At 54.6% G+C, this 20,185-nt stretch carries 19 protein-coding genes; 12 read left to right on the top strand and 7 right to left on the bottom strand.

Features of this window, described 5'->3' with window-relative positions:
- The 3 genes from COO92_RS13035 to COO92_RS13025 are packed head-to-tail and all read left to right on the top strand — an operon-like array spanning window position 1 to window position 2,678.
- Window positions 1-1,164: a branched-chain amino acid ABC transporter permease gene (locus COO92_RS13035; RefSeq protein WP_101302760.1), complete on the top strand. Its 1,164-nt coding sequence runs from the start codon at window positions 1-3 to the stop codon at window positions 1,162-1,164.
- 3 nt (window positions 1,165-1,167) lie between these two features.
- On the top strand, window positions 1,168-1,929 hold the full coding sequence (locus COO92_RS13030; RefSeq protein ID WP_101302758.1) for an ABC transporter ATP-binding protein: 762 nt from the start codon (window positions 1,168-1,170) through the stop codon (window positions 1,927-1,929).
- Window positions 1,926-2,678 (top strand): ABC transporter ATP-binding protein, encoded by a 753-nt coding sequence (locus tag COO92_RS13025; protein WP_101302756.1) that lies wholly within the window; start codon window positions 1,926-1,928, stop codon window positions 2,676-2,678. The genes COO92_RS13030 and COO92_RS13025 overlap by 4 nt, the downstream gene beginning before the upstream one ends.
- 109 nt (window positions 2,679-2,787) lie before the next feature.
- On the opposite strand, the gene COO92_RS13020 is transcribed toward COO92_RS13025, so the two are convergent.
- A complete protein-coding gene (locus COO92_RS13020) occupies window positions 2,788-3,258 on the bottom strand; it encodes an Lrp/AsnC family transcriptional regulator (RefSeq protein ID WP_206186411.1) in 471 nt (156 codons plus the stop codon).
- A gap of 144 nt (window positions 3,259-3,402) precedes the next feature.
- Here COO92_RS13020 and hppD point away from each other — a divergent pair, with 144 nt between their 5' ends.
- A complete protein-coding gene (gene hppD, locus COO92_RS13015; protein WP_101302754.1) occupies window positions 3,403-4,515 on the top strand; it encodes a 4-hydroxyphenylpyruvate dioxygenase in 1,113 nt (370 codons plus the stop codon).
- Window positions 4,516-4,598: 83 nt separating this feature from the next.
- Here hppD and COO92_RS13010 read toward each other — a convergent pair whose 3' ends face one another.
- The 3 genes from COO92_RS13010 to COO92_RS13000 are packed head-to-tail and all read right to left on the bottom strand — an operon-like array spanning window position 4,599 to window position 7,503.
- Window positions 4,599-5,912, bottom strand: a complete 1,314-nt coding sequence (locus COO92_RS13010) for a TRAP transporter large permease (protein WP_101302752.1) — start codon at window positions 5,910-5,912, stop codon at window positions 4,599-4,601.
- On the bottom strand, window positions 5,912-6,448 hold the full coding sequence (locus COO92_RS13005; RefSeq protein WP_101302750.1) for a TRAP transporter small permease: 537 nt from the start codon (window positions 6,446-6,448) through the stop codon (window positions 5,912-5,914). Before COO92_RS13005 ends, COO92_RS13010 begins: the two co-directional genes overlap by 1 nt.
- Window positions 6,445-7,503 carry a TRAP transporter substrate-binding protein gene (locus COO92_RS13000; protein WP_101302748.1) on the bottom strand — a complete coding sequence of 353 codons (1,059 nt, stop codon included), beginning with the start codon at window positions 7,501-7,503 and terminating at the stop codon, window positions 6,445-6,447. The genes COO92_RS13005 and COO92_RS13000 overlap by 4 nt, the downstream gene beginning before the upstream one ends.
- Before the next feature lie 203 nt (window positions 7,504-7,706).
- Here COO92_RS13000 and COO92_RS12990 point away from each other — a divergent pair, with 203 nt between their 5' ends.
- Window positions 7,707-8,549, top strand: coding sequence for an IclR family transcriptional regulator (locus COO92_RS12990; protein ID WP_101302744.1), 843 nt, complete (start codon window positions 7,707-7,709; stop codon window positions 8,547-8,549).
- A gap of 19 nt (window positions 8,550-8,568) precedes the next feature.
- Here COO92_RS12990 and COO92_RS12985 read toward each other — a convergent pair whose 3' ends face one another.
- A complete protein-coding gene (locus COO92_RS12985) occupies window positions 8,569-8,997 on the bottom strand; it encodes a MarR family winged helix-turn-helix transcriptional regulator (protein ID WP_101302742.1) in 429 nt (142 codons plus the stop codon).
- Window positions 8,998-9,076: 79 nt separating this feature from the next.
- Here COO92_RS12985 and hmgA point away from each other — a divergent pair, with 79 nt between their 5' ends.
- The 3 genes from hmgA (at window position 9,077) to maiA (ending at window position 12,242) form a co-directional block, all read left to right on the top strand.
- The gene (gene hmgA / locus COO92_RS12980; RefSeq protein ID WP_101302740.1) at window positions 9,077-10,447 is read left to right on the top strand and encodes a homogentisate 1,2-dioxygenase; all 1,371 of its coding nucleotides are present in this window, start codon (window positions 9,077-9,079) and stop codon (window positions 10,445-10,447) included.
- Window positions 10,448-10,551: 104 nt separating this feature from the next.
- Window positions 10,552-11,571 (top strand): fumarylacetoacetate hydrolase family protein, encoded by a 1,020-nt coding sequence (locus tag COO92_RS12975; RefSeq protein ID WP_101302738.1) that lies wholly within the window; start codon window positions 10,552-10,554, stop codon window positions 11,569-11,571.
- Between the two features lie 11 nt (window positions 11,572-11,582).
- Window positions 11,583-12,242: a maleylacetoacetate isomerase gene (maiA, locus tag COO92_RS12970; RefSeq protein ID WP_101302736.1), complete on the top strand. Its 660-nt coding sequence runs from the start codon at window positions 11,583-11,585 to the stop codon at window positions 12,240-12,242.
- Between the two features lie 6 nt (window positions 12,243-12,248).
- Here maiA and COO92_RS12965 read toward each other — a convergent pair whose 3' ends face one another.
- Window positions 12,249-13,841, bottom strand: coding sequence for a gamma-glutamyltransferase family protein (locus tag COO92_RS12965; protein WP_206186410.1), 1,593 nt, complete (start codon window positions 13,839-13,841; stop codon window positions 12,249-12,251).
- Window positions 13,842-13,959: 118 nt separating this feature from the next.
- On the opposite strand from COO92_RS12965, the gene COO92_RS12960 reads away from it, so the two are divergent.
- The gene (locus tag COO92_RS12960) at window positions 13,960-14,673 is read left to right on the top strand and encodes a GntR family transcriptional regulator (protein ID WP_101302734.1); all 714 of its coding nucleotides are present in this window, start codon (window positions 13,960-13,962) and stop codon (window positions 14,671-14,673) included.
- A 100-nt stretch (window positions 14,674-14,773) separates the two neighbouring features.
- On the opposite strand, the gene COO92_RS12955 is transcribed toward COO92_RS12960, so the two are convergent.
- Window positions 14,774-15,199, bottom strand: coding sequence for a nuclear transport factor 2 family protein (locus COO92_RS12955; protein ID WP_101302732.1), 426 nt, complete (start codon window positions 15,197-15,199; stop codon window positions 14,774-14,776).
- A gap of 270 nt (window positions 15,200-15,469) precedes the next feature.
- On the opposite strand from COO92_RS12955, the gene COO92_RS12950 reads away from it, so the two are divergent.
- The 3 genes from COO92_RS12950 (at window position 15,470) to COO92_RS12940 (ending at window position 20,184) form a co-directional block, all read left to right on the top strand.
- Entirely contained in the window at window positions 15,470-16,657 is a 1,188-nt protein-coding gene (locus tag COO92_RS12950; RefSeq protein ID WP_022731425.1) for an ABC transporter substrate-binding protein, read from the top strand.
- Window positions 16,658-16,753: 96 nt separating this feature from the next.
- Complete coding sequence (locus COO92_RS12945) at window positions 16,754-17,629, top strand: branched-chain amino acid ABC transporter permease (RefSeq protein WP_101302730.1); 876 nt, start codon at window positions 16,754-16,756, stop codon at window positions 17,627-17,629.
- Window positions 17,629-20,184: a branched-chain amino acid ABC transporter ATP-binding protein/permease gene (locus COO92_RS12940; protein ID WP_101302729.1), complete on the top strand. Its 2,556-nt coding sequence runs from the start codon at window positions 17,629-17,631 to the stop codon at window positions 20,182-20,184. Before COO92_RS12945 ends, COO92_RS12940 begins: the two co-directional genes overlap by 1 nt.
- Window position 20,185: the final 1 nt, after the last annotated feature.

Below are 20,185 nucleotides of genomic sequence, written 5' to 3'. Positions count from 1 at the left end.
ATGACAAACACAAAAATCGTCTCGCCAAAGCAGGATATCCTTTACATGGTCATTCTGTCGGCAGTGGTCCTGACCATGCCGATCTGGCTGCAGCCCTTTGGGGCGGCCTATCCTGACCTGATGCAGAAATTCATGATCTTTGGCATCTTCGCCATTGGCTACAACATTCTGTTTGGTCTTACGGGGTATCTTTCCTTTGGCCATGCGGCCTTTCTCGGGGTGGGTTCTTACACCGCTGTCTGGTCGTTTAAACTGCTGTCGATGAACGTTATTCCGGCGTTGATTTTCGGAACTGTGCTGTCAGGATTGTTTGCGCTGGCCATCGGGTTTGTCTCGTTGCGCCGCTCGGGGATTTACTTCTCGATCCTGACACTCGCGTTTGCGCAGATGTCCTATAACTTGGCCTATTCTGTTCTGACCCCGATCACCAATGGTGAAACCGGTCTGCAGTTAACCCAGGGGGATGCGCGTATTCTGGATCGTGCGGCTGGTATTCAGGCTGATGCGTCGCTTCCGACCCCGAACCTGTTTGGGATTGAAGGTATCGGCTATTCCGGGTTCTATATTTGTGCGGCCTTGATGTTGATTTCGTTCTTCATCTATTTGCGCATCTTCCGGTCCCCATTTGGCCTGAAACTGCGTGCGATCAAGTCAAACCAGAGCCGCATGGGATACACCGGGTATAATACCCGTCCCTATTTGATGACGGCCTTTGTTATCTCGGGCATGTATGCCGGGCTTGCTGGATCGCTTCTGGCGGTCACCGATCCGTTGGCCGGTGCTGAACGCATGCAATGGACCGCATCGGGTGAGATTGTCCTGATCACCATTCTTGGCGGTGTTGGCACTCTGATTGGTCCGCTGCTTGGGGCGGGTATCATCAAGTATTTCGAAAACATCCTGTCGGCCTTTAACGACACGGTTCTTGTGAATGCCTTTTCCTTCCTTCCGGACTGGTTGGCCAATGGGGTTGCATCGGTTCTCGGATTGTTTGTGGGTGATGGCTGGCATCTGACACTTGGTCTGGTGTTCATGCTGATCGTGATCTTCCTGCCCGGTGGCATTATGGAAGGGATCAATCGCCTTTGGCGTCTTGTGAGCAACCGTTCGTCATCCTCCGCAGAGGACAAAGAAAAAGAACAACCTTCGACGAAGGAGGCCTGACCGATGTCTGAATACATTCTTGATGTAACCGATGTGGACAAGAATTTCGGCGGTTTGCGTGCGTTGTCTGACATCAATCTTCGGGTCAAGGAAGGCACAGTTCATGCTATCATTGGTCCGAACGGTGCGGGAAAATCGACGCTTCTGAACGTGATCGTCGGGCGTCTTGCCCCCAACCGGGGCCGGGTTTTGCTTGGTGATGAGGTTCTGACGGGCAAACAACCCCACGAGATTAACCAGCTTGGGGTTGCGCGTGTCTTTCAGACACCGGAAATCTTCCCGGATTTGTCATTGTTGCAAAACGTGATGATCCCGGCCTTTGCCAAGCGCGATGGTGAATTCAAAATGGGCTTCCTCAAAAGCCTGTTTGCGGAAAATGAAATCCGCGAGCAAGCCGAACATCTTCTTGAGGATGTCGGGTTGATTGATCATCAGGATCAGATTGCAAGTTCGATGTCGCGCGGCGATAAACGCCGGCTTGAACTGGCAATGTGCTTGGGCCAGCATCCAAAACTGTTCCTGCTTGATGAACCGACTGCCGGTATGTCGCGCCATGACACCAACCGCACGATTGAACTGCTGCAAAGGATCAAGGAACGCGGCATGACCAAGGTGATTATTGAACATGACATGCATGTTGTGTTCAGTTTGGCCGACCGCATCAGTGTTCTGGCGCAAGGGGCGATTATTGCCGAAGGCACCCCTGAAGAAGTGCGCAATGATCCCAGAGTAAAAGAAGCCTACCTCGGAGGGGAAGCGGTATGAACGCAGTGCCAAAAACGGAACCTGTTCGCAATCAGGGCGGTGACCCGGCGTTTTTCTCGGTCCATAACCTGCATGCCTATTACGGCGAAAGCTATATCGTGCAAGGGGTTTCCTTCGACATCCGCGAAGGTGAAATCCTGGCCCTTTTGGGGCGAAACGGGGCGGGTAAAACCTCGACCTTGCGGGCCCTGGCCCGCATGGCGAACCCGGAACTCAAGCAAGGTGAAATCTGGCTCGACCATCAGCCGCTTCACACCATGAAGGCATGGCAGGCAGCCCAGCTTGGGCTTCAGCTTGTGCCAGAAGATCGTCGGATCATTCCGGGCATGACAGTTGAGCAGAACCTTGAACTGGCCCAGATTGCCGAGCCGATTGGCTGGTCGATTGAACGCATCTATGAACTGTTCCCGCGTCTTGGCGAAAGGGCGGAACAGGAAGCCATCACGCTTTCGGGTGGTGAACAGCAGATGTTGGCAATTGGCCGGGCACTTGCCCGCGATATCAAGCTTCTGTTGCTTGATGAGCCATACGAAGGCTTGGCACCGGTGATTGTTCAGGAAATTGAAAAGACGCTACAAAACGTCAAAAAACTGGGCATCACCACGATCATTGTTGAGCAAAATGCCATCGCGGCACTCAAGCTTGCGGATCGCGCGATCATTATGGACAGCGGCGAAATCGTCTTTGATGGCACCGCGCAAGAGGTTCTCGATAACGAAGAACTGCGTGACCAGTATCTTGCGATTTAACGATTTGATTTGGGGGGAGTTCGAAGCTCAGGGATAGGGGGAGTTTCGAAACAGAAAAGACCGTACCTTCGGGTGCGGTCTTTTTTCGTGTGGGCGTGCGGGTCAAATTTCAGATTTGCGCACCAACAGCCACCCCCTCGAAATCCTTGAGCACGTTTAGGACAATTGATGTTTTGACATGCTGGACCGAGTCATGGGGCAAAAGCACCTCATTGACGAAATGCGACAATGCGGCAAGATCGCGTGTTGCGACCTTAAGGTGATAATCCATCTCCCCGGTCAGCGAAAAGGCCTCAAGGACCTCAGGCAAATCGGCCAGAAGCCTTGCAAACCGTTTGGCATTGTCGCGGTTATGGGTGGCAAGCGTGACGGATATCACCACCAGCAACCCCAGCCCCATTTTCTGACGGTCGATATCGGCCCGATATCCCCGGATGACCTTGTCATCTTCAAGCCGCGCACGACGGCGCGAACATTGCGATGCCGACAGCCCAATCCGCTCAGACAGGTCATTGTTGGTCAGGCGGCCGTCCTTTTGCAGTTCGGCCAGCAATTTAAGGTCTAATTTATCAAGTTGCATGATATCCGCGCTATTTTGATGAACTATGCATGATGTGTGCATTAATGGGTCAGAATCAACCATAAATGCATGCACTTTGCGCGTGGTTTGGCGCACGATTGGATTAATCAGAAATTGAATAATTCCAGTCAGAGGAGACTTCATATGGGCCCGTTCCCCCATGATGCGCCGCGCGCCACCATCACCGACAAAAATCCCGCCGGTACGGACGGGTTTGAATTTGTCGAATTTGCCCATGAAGACGCCGCAACACTTGAAGCCCTGTTTACCCGCATGGGCTATGTGCCGGTGGCCAAGCACAAAACCAAAAACATCACCGTCTGGCGTCAGGGCGATATCAACTACATCCTCAATGCCGAACCGGGCAGCCACGCAATGACGTTTGTGCAAAAGCATGGCCCGTGTGCGCCCTCGATGGCGTGGCGCGTGGTTGATGCCAAGCATGCCTTTGATCATGCGGTGTCCAAGGGGGCGGAACCTTATGTCGGCAATGACAAAACACTCGATGTGCCAGCCATTGTCGGGATCGGCGGCTCCATCATTTATTTCATCGACACATATGACGAAACCGGATCGGCCTATGACGCGGAATTTGACTGGCTGGGCGACCGCGACCCGAAACCAGAAGGGGTCGGCTTCTATTACCTCGACCATCTGACCCATAATGTCTATCGCGGCAACATGGATAAATGGTGGGATTTCTATCGTGATCTGTTTGGCTTTACCCAGATCCATTTCTTTGACATTGCCGGGAAAATCACCGGGCTGGTCAGCCGCGCAATCACCTCACCTTGCGGTAAAATCCGCATCCCGCTGAACGAATCGACCGACGATAAAAGCCAGATCGAAGAGTATCTGCGCAAATACAAAGGCGAAGGCATTCAGCATATCGCCGTCGGCACGGACGGCATTTACGATGCCACCGATAAGCTTGCCGCCAATGAACTTAAATTCATGCCCGGTCCGCCGGAAACCTATTACGAAAAATCCCACGAGCGCGTGCACGGTCATGATGAACCGATTGAGCGGATGAAACAGCACGGCATCCTGATTGACGGCGAAGGGGTGATTGATGGCGGCATGACCAAAATCCTGCTGCAAATTTTCTCAAAAACCGTAATCGGGCCGATCTTCTTTGAATTCATTCAGCGCAAAGGCGACGAAGGCTTTGGCGAGGGCAACTTCCGTGCGCTGTTTGAAAGCATCGAAGAAGACCAAATTCGCCGCGGTGTTCTCAAAGTCGACGCCGCCGAATAGGGATTGAAGCGAAACCTCATGAAAAAGGCCCGAGACAGGTGATGCTGTTTCGGGCCTTTTTGCTGGGACGTTGTTGATCAGGGTCAGTAGGCACCAAACCCCAAAAGATGCGGCAGCCAAAGAATAAGACCGGGAATGGCCACCATCAAAACCACGCGGACAATGTCCGCCGCCAAAAACGGCAGGATACCGCGCGAAAGCGTGGTGATCGTCATATCCGATGACACGCCCTGAATGATAAACAGGTTCATGCCAATCGGCGGGGTGATCAGGCCGATTTCAACCACCGACACCAGCAAAACCCCAAACCACACCGGGTCATAACCAACCCCGGTAATCACGTTAAAGGCCGGAACCACGGTCAGAAGGATCATCGACAGGCTGTCCATAAAGCAGCCCAGAACAATGTAAAACGCCAAAAGCGTTATCAGCACAGCAAGTGGCGAATACCCCTGTGTGGTGATCCAGTTGACCAGTGTCTGGGTCAGCCCACTGGTTTCAATAAAGAAATTGAAAAGCGCCGCCCCGATCAGGATCAAAAAGATCATCCCGGTCATGCCCGCCGTTTCGCGAATGCCCGCGCGTAATGTTGCCCAGTTAAGCTTTTTGCGAATGCCTGCAAACAAAAGTGCCCCACCCGCACCAACAGCCGCCGCCTCGGTCGGGGAAAACAGCCCGGCATAAATCCCGCCAATGACAAGGACGATCAGCACAATCGCATCCCACATCTGAAGCAAAGCACCCCAGCGTTTCGACCACGGCACATACTCACTGACCGGGGCCAAGGATGGATTGCGCATCACCTGAAGGCGGATGGACGCGATATAAAGAATGGTCGCCAAAATCCCCGGGATCATCGCGCCCGCAAACAGGGCGCCAATCGATTGTTCAGTCATCAGGGCATAAATCACCAAAAGGATCGACGGCGGGATCAAAACGCCCAGTGTCCCACCCGCCGCAATTGACGCTCCGGCAAGGCTTTTGGCGTATCCGCGTTTTTGCATTTCGGGCAAGGCCACCCGGCCCATGGTCGCACAGGTCGCAAGCGACGATCCGCAAATCGCGCCAAACACCGCACTGGCGCCAACACTTGATGCGGCCAAACCGCCGGGACGATGACCGGAAAACGCGGTGATGCCGCGAAACAGATTGCCCGATAATCCCGAATGGGATGCAAACACACCCATAAAAATAAACAGCGGAACAACCGACAGCCCATAAGGGAAAATCGCTTCAAACGGCAGGCTCGCCATCACATAGCTTGCCGACATCCAGTCGGTCAAAAGCAAGGAGCCGCCAATGCCGACAACCGCCATCGCAATCGCGACGGGGACACGCAAAAGTGCGAGTGTCAGGGCGACAACAAACCCGATTAATCCTGCCCATTCGGTGGCCATCAAATAGTCTCGTTGGTTAAAAGCGTTTTAAGAAAATGCACCAGACACACCAGTGTCGAGATCGCCATGCCGCTGAGCAAAAAGCCCCAGAACAGGATCATCGGGATCGCAAGGTTTTGCGACACATCGCCGTAATCCCATTGCTCCATCGCCCGCCCCCACGACAGATACAGCAAAAATGCCATGACCCCGGCGCACAAAAGCGGGATCAACCTGTCGATGGTGTTGAAAAGAATGCGAAGACGGTTTTTACCGATCAGATCGACCGTGACATGGGCACGCGCGCTAAAGGCATAGGGGATTGCCCATGAGGCGGCAGCCATGACGCAAAACTGGGTCAAATCAACCGCGCCAACCATCGATTGCCCGCCGATCCGTCGCCAGACAATATCAACAACCACAATGCCAATCGCGCCAATAAGGGCCGACATGCCGACAAATGCCAGAATGTCGGTCAGCCTATTCATCGCGCGGTCAAGGTGGTCGACCGCGGCATAAAGCCGCGATCCACCAGATTTGTAAGCGCGTTGTGTCATTTGTCGCCAGCGTGATATTTGGCGTCAAATTCCGCGACCAGTTCCTGCGCACGCTTGTAAATCGCCTCGGGATCGGCAACGCCTTTTTCTTTCAGGCTTTCAAGGTAATCCTTGATCATCGGCTGGACCGATGCCTGCCATTCCGCGCGCGTCGCATCATCAATTACGATGATTTCATTGCCGCGTTCTTCGGCGGCTGCTTTGCCAACCGCTTCCCATTTGGTCCACCAGTCACCAAATTTACTCACCAGTGCATCACCGGAAATTTCATCAATTGCCGCACGGACATCTTCGGGCAGGCTGTCATATTTCTTCTGGTTCATCACAAAATAGAACCCGGCGGTATAGGCTGCCGCATCGGTATGATATTTCAAAAGTTCATTGGCCTTAACCGCATTGACCAGATCCCAGGTCGTTACCAGACCTTCGATATTGCCCTTTTGCAGATTTTCGTAAATCGCTGATGGTGGCAGCCCAACCGGCGATGCGCCAAACGATTCAAGCATGGCCGAAATCGCCGGGCTAGGGGTGCGAAGACGAAGACCCTTAAGGTCGTCAAGCGATCTTACCGGGGTATCAAGGGTATGGATCAGCCCGCCTTCATGGGTGAAAAGACCCAGAACCTTAAAATCCTGATAGTCACTGCCAAGAAGGCCTTCCTTATAAAGCTGCCACAGGGTTTCGGACCCGGAATCGGCATATTTTACAAGGAACGGCATTTCAATGACCGACGCAGCAGGATAGCGATCACGCGGAATGCCATTGAGGCCCACGGCCATGTCCATCACACCGGCGCGCACCTGATCGGCCTGCCGGTCGATCTTGCCAAAGGCGGATGTAGCGTCAAAGATTTGCACCTCAACCTTGCCATTGGTCTTTTCCGAAAGCTGCTTGCCCCAGTTTTCAAGAAAATCGACCTGAAAACCATGGCTTGGCGGCAGATAGTGGCTGACCTTAAGGGTGATGTCGGCGGCCTGTGCCACACCAGCCCCGGCAAGCATGGTGGCCCCGGCCAGAATGCTCATCACCGTTTTGCGTAAATTCATCGGTTTCATGTTCCTCTCCCTGTTTTCTTGATCATGGGGTTGTTGTTTGTTTGGGCGTCGGCATTTCCGGTCTTATTGAGTCTGGCCGGTGGATGGGGATTGCGCATCCAGTCCATCGGGTTTGATCCGACGCCGAATGTGATTTCCTCTTTGCTTTGGAATTATGATATATATAATGAATTACGCAATATGAAATTTATAAAGGTAATTTTTTGACCCAGTTTCCGACAAAAGACCTTTTGACCGATCAGGTTGACTTGGATGCACCAGACGCAATGAGTGCAACCGATGCGGCGGATACGCGCAAAGGCATCCAGTCGGTTGAGGTCAGTGGCGTCATCATTGCCGCTTTATGCGATTTCAAATTCCCGGTCCCGCTAAAGGACCTGGCCGCCGCGGTCGATATGTCACCGGCCAAGGTGCATCGTTATCTGGCAAGTCTGGTAAGGATCGGTCTTGCCTGGCAGGATGACCAAACCGGGCTTTATGGGTTGGGCCCGATGGCGCTTCGTATGGGAATTTCGGCGATTGAGCGCAATGACGTTGTCATGCGGGCCGGGCGTTTATTGCGAAAATTGGCCATTGAATTACGCTCATCCGGGCATCTGGCAATCTGGGGTGAACGCGGCCCGGTTCTGATCCGTACCGAACATGGTGGTCCGCCGATCATATCAACCATGGGGTTGGGAACGGTCATGCCGCTTTTGCGCTCGGCCACCGGGCAGGCCTTTTTGTCGGCCATGCCCAGAAGTGCCATCGAACATGTCATTCACGCCGAACAAGACATCCTGCATTGGGATGATGCGACGGTGGATCGGCTTATTACCGATACCCGGGCGCGCGGCGCGGCAGTGATCGAAGGCGATATTGTGCCCGGCTTATCGGCGATCAGTGCGCCGGTTTACAATCTGGACGGGGCGGTGGCGTGCTGTGTGACGCTGATGAACCCCAAGGCCGATTATTTTCAGCCCGGACACCCGGCTTTCGATGCGTTCCGCACTGAAATTGATGCGTTCACCCAAAGTTGGGGCGGTGATCCGCGTGGTGAAGAGTGAGGTGGAAAAGGAATGCTGATCAAAGATCGTTCAGCTTCGTCAGGAGGGCAGACAGCCGACTGAAATCATCCTCACCCAGAAAGTCGCGGACTTTTTGGTCATAGGTAATGCCTGCTTTGCAAAGCGACGCAAACGCCGATTGACCTTGGGAGGTTAATTCAAGGCGCTGAATACGGCGGTCCTGTTCGTCCTGATGACGCTTTAACCAGCGGCGCTGCTCGATGGAAAAGACTGCGCGCGAAACCTTGGTTTTATGAAGCCCGGTATGGGTAACGATTTCGGTCGCAGTCAATGCGCCATATTGGCCAAGGGTGGCAAGAACGCGCCATTCGGATCGGGTCATCCGGTATTGATCGCGATAAATATCGCGGAAACCGAAACTGACCTTTTCGCTGGCGTGATGCATCAGAAACGGCAGAAAGCTGTGTAAATCGAACTCGGTTTTCATGGCTGGAAAAGGCCGTTTGATAGTTACAAAAATAATGGTTACGAATGTAACTATATCAAATATTGTTAGGGAAAAGGCAATGACCGATCATATCGCAACCAGCAAAACCGCCCAAAACGGCGCAAGCAGCGATTTGTCTTACATGCCCGGTTTTGGCAATGATTTTGAAACGGAATGCCTGCCCGGTGCACTGCCCCAAGGGCAGAACAGCCCGCAAAAATGCCCGTATGGCCTGTATGCCGAACAGCTTTCTGGATCGCCCTTTACCGCACCACGCGGCACCAATGAACGGTCATGGCTGTATCGGATCCGCCCCAGTGTCCGCCACAATGGCCGGTTTAAATCCCTGTCCCTGCCAGATTGGAAAACCGCCCCTTGTGTCGGCGATCATAGTCTGGCCCTTGGGCAATTGCGCTGGGACCCGGTCCCGATGCCGTCCGAACCAACCGACTTTATGACGGGCATGCGCACGGTGACAACGGCCGGGGACGCCATGACGCTCAGCGGCATGGCAAGCCACGTCTATGTCTGTAACACCGATATGGTCGATGACTATTTCTTCAATGCCGATGGTGAAATGCTGATCGTGCCCGAAAGTGGCACGCTTCGGATTTTTACCGAACTTGGCATCATGGATGTTGAACCGCTTGAGGTCGCCCTGATCCCGCGCGGTATGATGTTCAAGGTATCCATCGTCAAAGCCGGAATTGACGGCGGGGCGCGGGGCTATGTCTGTGAAAATTACGGCGCGAAATTCACCTTGCCCGAACGCGGGCCCATCGGGGCCAACTGCCTTGCCAATCCGCGCGATTTTAAAACGCCTGTGGCGGCTTATGAGGATAAAGAAACCCCGTGCCGGATTTTGATCAAATGGTGTGGCAAGTTCCATCAAACCAACATCGGCCATTCGCCTTTGGATGTGGTGGCGTGGCATGGCAATTACACACCGTTCAAATATGATCTTCGGACCTTCTCACCGGTCGGGGCGATTTTGTTCGATCATCCCGATCCATCGATCTTTACCGTTCTGACCGCCCCGTCGGGCGAGGCCGGGACTGCGAACATCGATTTCGTCATTTTCCCGCCGCGCTGGATGGTCGCCGAAAACACCTTCCGTCCGCCATGGTATCACCGCAACATCATGTCCGAATTCATGGGCCTGATTTGCGGGCAATATGACGCCAAGGAAAAGGGCTTTGTGCCCGGCGGCATGAGTTTGCACAACATGATGCTGGCCCATGGCCCCGATGCGTTCGGCTTTGAAAAGGCATCGAACAGCAACCTCGGCCCGGAAAAACTCGAAGGCACCATGGCCTTTATGTTCGAAACCCAATTCCCGCAGCAACTGACCAAATTCGCCGCCGAACTTGAAACCCTTCAGGATGATTATCTTGAATGCTGGGATGGGCTTGAACGCAAATTTGACGGCACCCCGCAAGGTCGCCCATGAAGCCCAAATTTAAAGCCCAAACGTAACGGTCGAACGTAACGGTCAGCCGATAAAAAGACGATTTTCTGGACTTAACGACAAGAATGCCGGAGGCATGAAACCCAATGAAACTTGCAACCCTTAAAAACGGTACACGTGATGGCCAGCTTGTTCTGGTGACAGGTGATCTTTCACATTATGTCGATGCCAGTGCGATTGCCCCCACCTTGCAGGCCGCCCTTGATGACTGGGCGATTGTTGCGCCACGCCTCATCGAACTGGCTGATGAAATCGCCGCCGGATCATCGATTGCCAAACGCGAAGCCCTTGATGCCACCCAGCTCCATTCCCCCCTGCCGCGCGCGTTTCAGTGGGCGGATGGGTCGGCCTATGTCAACCATGTCGAACTGGTGCGCAAAGCCCGCAGTGCGGAAATGCCCGAAACATTCTGGACTGATCCCCTGATGTATCAGGGTGGATCGGACCGTTTTCTGGGACCATGTGATGATATTGCAATGGCCGATACCGCATGGGGCATTGATATGGAAGGCGAGATCGCGGTCATCACCGACGATGTCCCCATGGGTGCCAGTCTTGATCAGGCACGCGATGCCATCCGCCTGATCATGCTGGTCAATGATGTGTCGCTGCGCGGGTTGATTCCGGGCGAACTGGCCAAGGGATTTGGCTTTTTCCAGTCCAAACCGTCATCCGCCTTTTCCCCGGTGGCCGTCACCCCCGACGAACTTGGGGACGCATGGGATGGGGGCAAGGTGCATTTGCCTTTGAACGTTGACTTGAATGGCAAACCGTTTGGCCGGGCCAATGCGGGTGTTGATATGACCTTTGATTTTGCTCAACTGGTGGCGCATGCCGCACGCACACGCCCCCTTGGCGCGGGCAGTGTGGTCGGGTCGGGCACGGTTTCAAACAAATTGGACGGGGGCCCGGGCAAGCCTGTCGCAGAAGGCGGGGCGGGATATTCCTGCATTGCCGAAATCCGCATGATTGAAACCATTGAAACCGGTGCGGCCAAAACCCCGTTCTTGCAGTTCGGTGATCGGGTCAAGATCGAGATGCTGGGAAAAGACGGCACATCGATCTTTGGCGCGATCGATCAGACCGTAACGCAATATAAGGGCTAAGGTGACCGATCATGGCTGAGGTCGTTTTATATGATTACTGGCGATCCTCAGCCAGCTATCGGCTGCGGATTGCCTTGGGGCTTTTGGGCATTGCGTACCGCACGGTGCCAGTAGATTTGCTCGCCGGGGGGCATAAGTCCCCCGCATACCGGCAGCATAACCCCCAAGGATTGGTCCCCGCGCTTGAGATTGACGGGATCATGATGACCCAGTCGGTGGCGATCCTTGAATATCTTGATGAAACCCGACCGGGGCAGGGATTGTTGCCCAACGATACCTTGGCCCGCCAACGGGTTCGCGCCCTTTCACACGTGATCGCGATGGATATTCACCCCGTTTGTAACCTTGGCGTGGTGCGCCATGTCATGGATATGGCAACCACCCATGGCGAGGACCCCGATGCGGTGCGATCCGAATGGATGGCGAAGTATATCGGATCGGGCTTGGCCGGGTTTGAGGCCATGCTGGCCCAAGGTCCGGAAGCTTCCCAAGGCGATTTCTGTCATGGGGATCGGCCCGGCATGGCCGATATCTGCCTGATCCCGCAGCTTTATAATGCCCATCGCTGGGGCGTTGATACCAGCGGGTTTAAACGTATTAACGCCATTGCCGAGCGCTGTTCTGCCATCAAGGCGTTTGAAAACGCCCATCCTGATCATTGCCCGCGATAGCCCGCTTTAAACCCCGATGGCCATGCCGTCGCTGCGCGGGTCATGCGCCCCATCGACAAAACCGTCGTCATCAATGCGGATGATCCCGGCCTGACCGGCAAGCGCACTTTGGGCTTCGATCTCACGCAAAACATGCCCGCGTTGGGTTAGATCATCAAACACGTCCGGCCCGGCATCAGCCTCAAGTTTCAGGCTGTCATTGGCATCCGAAAACGTCTTGCCCAGCAAGAAGCGCGGCTTTGCCAAAGCCTCCGCAGGCGACAGGCCAAAATCAAGCAATCGGGTAAGGAGCATCGCCAATGTTTGCGGCTGTCCATCCGCACCCTGCGTCCCATACAGCAAATGCGGTTTGCCGTGTTTCAGTGCCAAGCCGGGGTTGAGGGTATAAAACGGGCGTTTGCCGGGTTTGAGTTCGTTGGGGTGACCGGGCTGGGTGCTAAAGGCAGCCCCACGGTTTTGCCAGATGATGCCGGTATCGCCCGCGACAACTCCGCTGCCCCAATCAAAATAGGTACTTTGCAGCACACTGGCGCAATTGCCCTGTGCGTCGGTTGCCGCCAAAAACACTGTATCGCCACGGCGGAACGGGTGGGGCCAATCCATTGCGTGGGCGGTTGAAATATCGTCGGCGGCGGATGTCAAAACCTCATCGGTCAACATATTGCTCAGATCATCAAGATTGAAATCCGGGTCGGCAATGCGGTCGCGCGCCAGAAACGCCCGTTTAATCGCCTCAACCACCAGATGGTAATGATCGGCCGTGCCTTCGGCCCAGTTCTTTGTCCCCAGTTCGCGCAAGATCCCCATGGTCATCAGGGTCGCCAATCCTTGTGTCGGGGCGGGCGGGGCATAAAGCGTGACATCGCCATAGGCAAGCGACACCGCATCCACTGTGCGGGTGCGTGTTTGGGCAAGGTCATTTGCCGTGATCGGGGATCCTGCCTTTGCAAGGCCGGCAATAATGCGCTGTGCCAGGTCGCCGTCGTAAAAATCGCGCGCCCCCTTGGCCGCGATCTGTTTGAGGCTGCGGGCAAGGTCGGGTTGTTTGAATGTTTCGCCGGGCGTTGGCATTCGGCCATCGGGGGCGAATATGGCGGCAAATCCCGGCCAGTTTTCAAATTCGTCTTTACGGAAATTCAGCCAGAAGCACTGCGATGCACTGATCGGGAACCCGTTTTCGGCCAGTTCAATTGACGGGGTGATGAGTTCCGACAGGCTGCGTTTACCACCCCAATGGCGGGCGGAATGATCCAGCGCGTGTTGCCATGAATCAACAGTGCAGGCGGTGGTTAATGTTGATGCTGGGCCACGCAGGGGAATGGGCGTTCCCGGTGTTATGGTCTCAGGCGTCTTTTCACCCGCCTGACCAATGCCCATGAACGATTGAACCTTGCCCGATTTGTCCGACACCATCCAGACCGCATCCCCGCCAATACCGCAGAAATGCGGGCATGTTACCGCTAACATCGCGGCAGTGGCGACGACCGCCTCAATCGCAGTGCCGCCATCGCGCAGCACGTTTGCCCCGGCTTGGCTGGCGGCGGTACTGGGGCTTGTGACCATGGCGCGGAAGGTGGAAGGGGCCGTTATGTCGGTCATGGCAGCGGTTTCTTTCTGTAAATTCAGATTGGGGTATCTGTGGTGGCTAAATTGTATGCAATCAACTATACAAACGAGACGGGTAAATTGTATGGCGTATCAAACGTGACGGATCGGCATGAAGGCATCTGATAAGGTAAAACATCGCACCGACATGATCAGTTCGGCATTGCGGTCGGCCATTCTTGAACGGGTATTGATGCCCGGTATGAAGCTGCCCGAAGATTCGCTTGGCGAACGGTTTGGCGTCAGCCGCACGCTGATCCGCCAATCGCTTGAACGGCTTGCCGCCGAAGGCCTGATTGAACTTCGCCGTAACAAGGGGGCGATGGTTGCCAAGCCTAGCCTTGAAGAAGCCCGTGATCTGTTTGAATTGCGCACCCAGATCGAAGACCTTGTGATCAGCCGGGTGATCAAGAATATGACGCCGGACATCATAGCCGAACTTGAAGGCCACCTTGCCAAGGAAGTCGAGGCCGAACACGCGGCCGAGCCAAAGTCGATCCGGCTGGCGACGGAGTTTCATATTCTGCTGGCAAAACTTGCCGGAAGCCCGGTTTTGCTGCGCTACGTCGAAGAAATCGGCTATCGCTGTGGTTTGACGCTGTCGCTGTATGCCCGGCCCCATTCGACTGATTGCGGCATTGCCGAACACCGCCAGATCATCGAAGCCCTGGCGACCGGCGATGAGGACGCCGCACGCAAACTGATGCGCCATCATCTTAATGCCGTTGCCGACCGGGCCCTTTTCACCACCGATGAGGGTGGGCCGCTTGTGTATCTTGATGCGCTTGAACCCTATGCCAAAAAGGTGCGTGACGGCGGCGCGTGATATACGCAAACCGCTGTACGCATAACCACCCGTCCGCAAGATCAGTCGGTTATCAGGGATATCGGGGTGCCTTTGCATCCGTGTCACCAGCTAGCTGTGATTAGGCTCGAATGCCCTTGCGCACCAGAATGCGTTCGGCACTTTCATTCCAGACATCCATTTTGACGATCTTGCCGTTTTTGATCACAAAGCGATCAACATACCGGTTGCCGTCAAACGCAGTGCCATCCGGCCATTCGCCATACAGCCAGCCGGTGCTGTAAACCACTGTTTCGCCGTCATTCTTGGCGACGTCAAACTGACCGAACTTCTTTTTCACCCATTTATAACGTGCCGCGTTAAACGCGGTTGTACCTGCCGGATGGTCGTATTTCTGACCATCGGTAAAGGTGATGACAACATCATCGGACATGAATGTCGCGGCCAGATCCGGGTCGGGCTTCATCGATGCATCCAGGAAATCGCGCACGGTCTGGGCTTCTGGTGGCAGGGTATCAAGCACGTTTTGTGCGGGTGTCTCAGTCATTTGGAAATCCTCATTCACGGCATTTGATCTGCGATGAGCATAATACGTGGGCAGAAAATTTGCATGCACTAATTTTATGCAATAATTGCATGCAATTTGCGTATACATAAGGCAATGCACAAATCTCACGCGGTCAAAAATCGCGTAACTATCTGATTATATTGAATTCCTGTTTTTGGCACGCCCCTTGCTGCAGTGCGAAGGTCATTTGGCGCGCACCGTGAAACTGCGACGACCAACTGTAAAAGTCATATAATCAGGGAGTCTCACATGCCTATTTCTTCGCCTATCCCGAAACTCACGCGCCGTGCCGCCCTTCTGGGTGCTGCGGCGGTACTGATGTTTTCCGCCGTCTTGCCCGCCCATAACGCCCGTGCCGAAGATACCGTCAAGCTCGGCCTTGTTGCTGCGCTAAGTGGTCAGTCGGCCAAATCGGGTGAGGCGATTACGCGTGGTATTATGCTTGCGATTGACAAGATCAATGCCGACGGCGGCGTTCTTGGCAAACCGCTTGAACTTGTATCGCGTGATGATGAAGGCAACCCGGGCAAAGGTCTGGTTGCAGCGCGTGAACTGGCCCAGCGCGAAGGTGTTGCTGCGATCATTGGGGGGCTTGATACGCCGGTTTCCTTTGCCATTGTCCCGTTCGTCAATCAGCAGAAAATTCCGTTCATCGGCCCATGGGCAGCAGGCACCGGGATCACCAAAAACGGTGCGGATGAAAACTATGTCTTTCGTGTTTCGGCCGTGGATGAATATGTCGACGAAGCGATCACTGAATATTTGATTGCCAATTACGGTGCGAAAAAACCGGGCATGATCCTGATCAACAACCCGTGGGGCGAGTCCAATGAAAAGGGTTTGCTCAAGGCACTTGATAAACGCGGCATGGAACATGCCGGGATTGAAAAGTTTGAATCAAACGACGTTGATGTTGTCCCGCAGCTGACCCGCCTAAAAGAAAACGGTGCGGATTCCCTGTTTGTCGTGGCCAACGTGGCCCCGACCGCACAGGTGATCAAGTCGCTTGATCGCATGGGTTGGGATGTGCCGATTTCTTCGCATTGGGGCCCGGCCGGTGGTCGTTTCACCGAACTTGCCGGTAAATCTGGCGAAAAGGTCCATTTCATTCAGACCTATCTGTTTACCGATGCGGCCGACCCGATGTTTGTCAAACTTCAGGAAAAGTTCCCTGAGATCAAAACGCTGGCCGATGTTACCCCGGCAACCGGCATTGCCAATGCCTATGACGCAACCCTTTTGACGGCTGCTGCGATTGAAAAGGCCGGCTCGACCGATGGTGCGGCCATTCGCCAAGCCATGTACGAGATTTCTGGCATCAAAGGCATGATCAAAACCTATGACATGCCGTTCACCCCGGACGATCAGGACGCGCTTGGTCCCGAAGATTACACCTTCGCGCATTTCGTCGAAGGTCAGATCATTCCGATCAAATAATCGATCTTTTTCACCCCTTGCGGTGCTTCGTGCCGCAAGGGTTTTTATCCCTTTGAACGCTGCACCTATGTGCAATCGACAAGCAGGTAACCGGCAATGACACTCTTAATCGCAGCCCTGATTACCGGTATCGGTCTTGGCAGTATGTACGGACTGGTCGCACTCGGATTTCAGATCACCTATTCGGTGTCCTCAAAAGTCAATTTCGCGCAAGGCAGCATGGTGATGCTGGGTGCGGTCTTGGGGTTTGTGTTTTGTGAACAATATGGCTTTCCGGTTATTATTGGTTATCCGCTGGCGATCCTGTGCTGTGGTGTTGCCGGTATTCTGGTGGAGTTTTTCCTTGTCCGCCCATTTGCCATTCGCAATTCCGAAGCCTGGTTAATGGCAACGGTTGCGGGCGGTATCCTGCTTGATAACGTGGTCCTGTTCACCTTTGGCAATGAGCCGCGCACATTGCCCTCAAACCTTGTCGGTGAAAGCTGGAATGTGTTTGGCACCGGGGTGTATCCGCAACAAATCCTGATCCCGATTGCCGCCATTGGTGTCGCGCTGGCCTTGCACGCGCTGTTTCGCCATACCCGGCAAGGACGCGCGCTTTTGGCCGTGGTGCAAAACCTTCAGGCCGCCAAGCTGATGGGCATTAACACCACCGTCATGGTGACCGGATCATTTGCCATTTCATCCATGCTGGCGGGCTGTGCCGGGCTTTTGATCGCGCCACTGTTTTCCGTGCATTCCGATATGGGCACCTTGTTTGGTCTTAAGGCATTTGCAGTCGCCATTCTGGGCGGGATGACATCGGCCTATGCGGTGATGCTGGCCGGATTTATCTATGGGCTGGTCGAGGCCGGTGTCACCACCTATCTCGGCTCGTCCTATACCTTCATTGTCGTGTTTGCCTTGGTGATCGCGGTCCTGACCATCAAACCAAGTGGCCTGTTTGGCCGTGCTGCGATCAAAAAGGTCTGATGATGAAAAGCCTTCCCAAATTCAAAAATCCCATCCCGAAATTGAACAAACCCGTGGCACTCGATTGCACGATCATTCTCGCCGTCATCGGTGGTCTGATCGGCGTTTCGATCACCGGCGGATATACCCAGTTCATCATCGGACTTGTCGCCATCACCACGGTTTTATGTGTGGGGCTGAATGTTCTGTATGGTTTGACCGGCCTTGTGTCGCTTGGCCAAGTTGGCTTTTTCGCCATTGGGGCCTACGCCAGTGCGATCCTGACATTGGCCGGGCTGACTTTCTGGTTCTCGCTTTTTGCCGCGACCATAATTGCCGCGATTGCGGGCTGTGTGCTGGCCATATCGGCGGTGCGGATGGCCGGGCCGTTTTTGGCGATGGTGACCATTGCCTTCGCCTTCATTGTCGAACATGGCGCAATTGAATGGCGGTCTTTGACCGGCGGGCAAAATGGCCTGATGGGCTTTCCGATGCCGCAAATCGGGTCTTATGTCTTTGCCGAGCGTGATCTTGTGATGCTGTGTGTGATTGTCGGCGGGATTGGCTTGCTGGCGTTCCGGCGTCTGGCCGTCAGTGGCTGGGGCATGGCCATGACCAGCATGCGCGATGCCGAAATCGCCGCAAGTTCCCTTGGCTATAACGCCTTTGCGGTCAAGGCATCGGGCTTTGCCATTGCGGCTGCCATGGCCGGTCTGGCGGGTGCGTTGTACGCACCTTTGATGATGTTTATCGCACCTTCAAACTTCCCGATCAGCCAGTCGATCCTGTATCTTTTCGCCGTCATTCTTGGCGGTGCGGGGACGGTGCTGGGGCCATTGGTCGGGGCGTCTGTTTCGGTTCTGTTGCCAGAACTCCTGTCTGATTTTGCCGAATATCGCCTGCTGATTTTCGGTGCCCTTTTGATTGTGGTGCTTTTGATCGCACCGCGCGGGTTGGTTGGCGTTGTTGAACGCTTCATCCCGATTGCCAAACGCGGTGTCACGGCCATTCCCCCTGCCGAGATTGAGGCGGGTCTCAAAGCATACCCAAAATCCGATGGCTTAACCGTCGATGATGTGTCGATTGCCTTTGGCGGGGTAAAGGCCGTCAACAGCGTTTCCTTTGCCGCCAAACCGGGGCAGGTAACATCGATCATTGGTCCAAACGGGGCGGGGAAAACCACGCTTTTGAACATCATCAGCGGCTTTTACAAACCAACCGAAGGGGCGGTGCGCATCGGTGATCAGGATATCGCCGGACGCCCCACCGACTTTGCCGCACGCAGTGGCATTGCGCGCACCTATCAGGCAACCCGTCTGTTTGAAAACATGTCCGTGATCGACAACGTGATTGCAGGCCTTCCGGTCGGGCGGTTTGGTGCACCGTTTTCGGTGATTGCATCGGACAAAAACCGCAGCCACGCGGCAGGACTTTTGGCATTTTGCGGTTATGCTGGTGATATTGATGCCCGGGCCGGTGATTTGCCGCATGTGGATCGCCGGTTGGTCGAAATTGCCCGGTCACTTGCCACCAAACCCGGCGTGTTGTTGCTTGATGAACCGGCAGCCGGTTTGATGCATGCCGATAAGGTGTCGCTTGCCAAACTGTTGCGGCAATTGGCCGATGCCGGAATTACGGTTGTGTTGGTCGAACATGACATGGAAATGGTCATGGGCATTTCCGACCATATTCTGGCGGTTGATGCCGGAACCCCGATCATTTTCGGATCGCCGCAGGCGGTCCAAAACGATCCACAGGTGATCGCGGCCTATCTTGGCGATGGTGAAATGAAGGCCCGCCCGCGTCCCATTCCGTTCGAACCCGGTGCTTCCCCGGTGATTGAAACCCTGCGTCTGACGGCGGGATATGGTGCCGCACCGGTCCTGCAATCGGTTGATTTAAAAGTCCAACAGGGCGAAATGGTCGCGCTTTTAGGGGCAAATGGGGCGGGTAAATCAACCTTCCTGACCGCCCTTGCCGGGTTGTTGCGCCCGGTAAAAGGCCAGATCGTTTTAAACAACGAATATATCCATACGCTGGCCCCCCATCAGATCGTCGAACAGGGCTTGATCCTTGTCCCCGAAGGACGGCAGGTCTTCCCCGAACTGACCGTGCGCGAAAACATCGAACTGGGTGCCTATAAACAACCAAAACCGGTCAGTAAGGACGAACTCGAAGCGATCCTGAAACGCTTCCCGCGCCTGCGTGATCGCATCAACAGTCTGGCCGGACATTTGTCGGGCGGTGAACAGCAAATGATGGCGATTGCGCGTGGATTGGTGGCAAAGCCAAAGGCACTTTTGCTTGATGAGCCATCCCTTGGTCTGGCCCCGGCCATGACCGAGGAACTCTATGCCATTCTGGGTGAGCTGCGTGATGACGGGGTGACGATCCTTCTGGTCGATCAGATGGCGACCATGGCGCTTTCCGTGGCCGATTACGCCTATGTCCTTGAACAGGGACAGGTGGTCGCCCAAGGAAAGGCGTCCGAACTTCGCCGCGATGAACGCCTGATTGCCGCCTATCTTGGCGGTGCCGAACAAACCACAAAAGAACCCAAAAAGGTTGCACAGTAAG

The organism is Thalassospira lohafexi, from assembly GCF_002844275.1.
GTDB lineage: Bacteria > Pseudomonadota > Alphaproteobacteria > Rhodospirillales > Thalassospiraceae > Thalassospira > Thalassospira lohafexi.
Note: the sequence above shows the minus strand (reverse complement) of the source record. Positions and strands in the feature narration are given on the sequence as shown.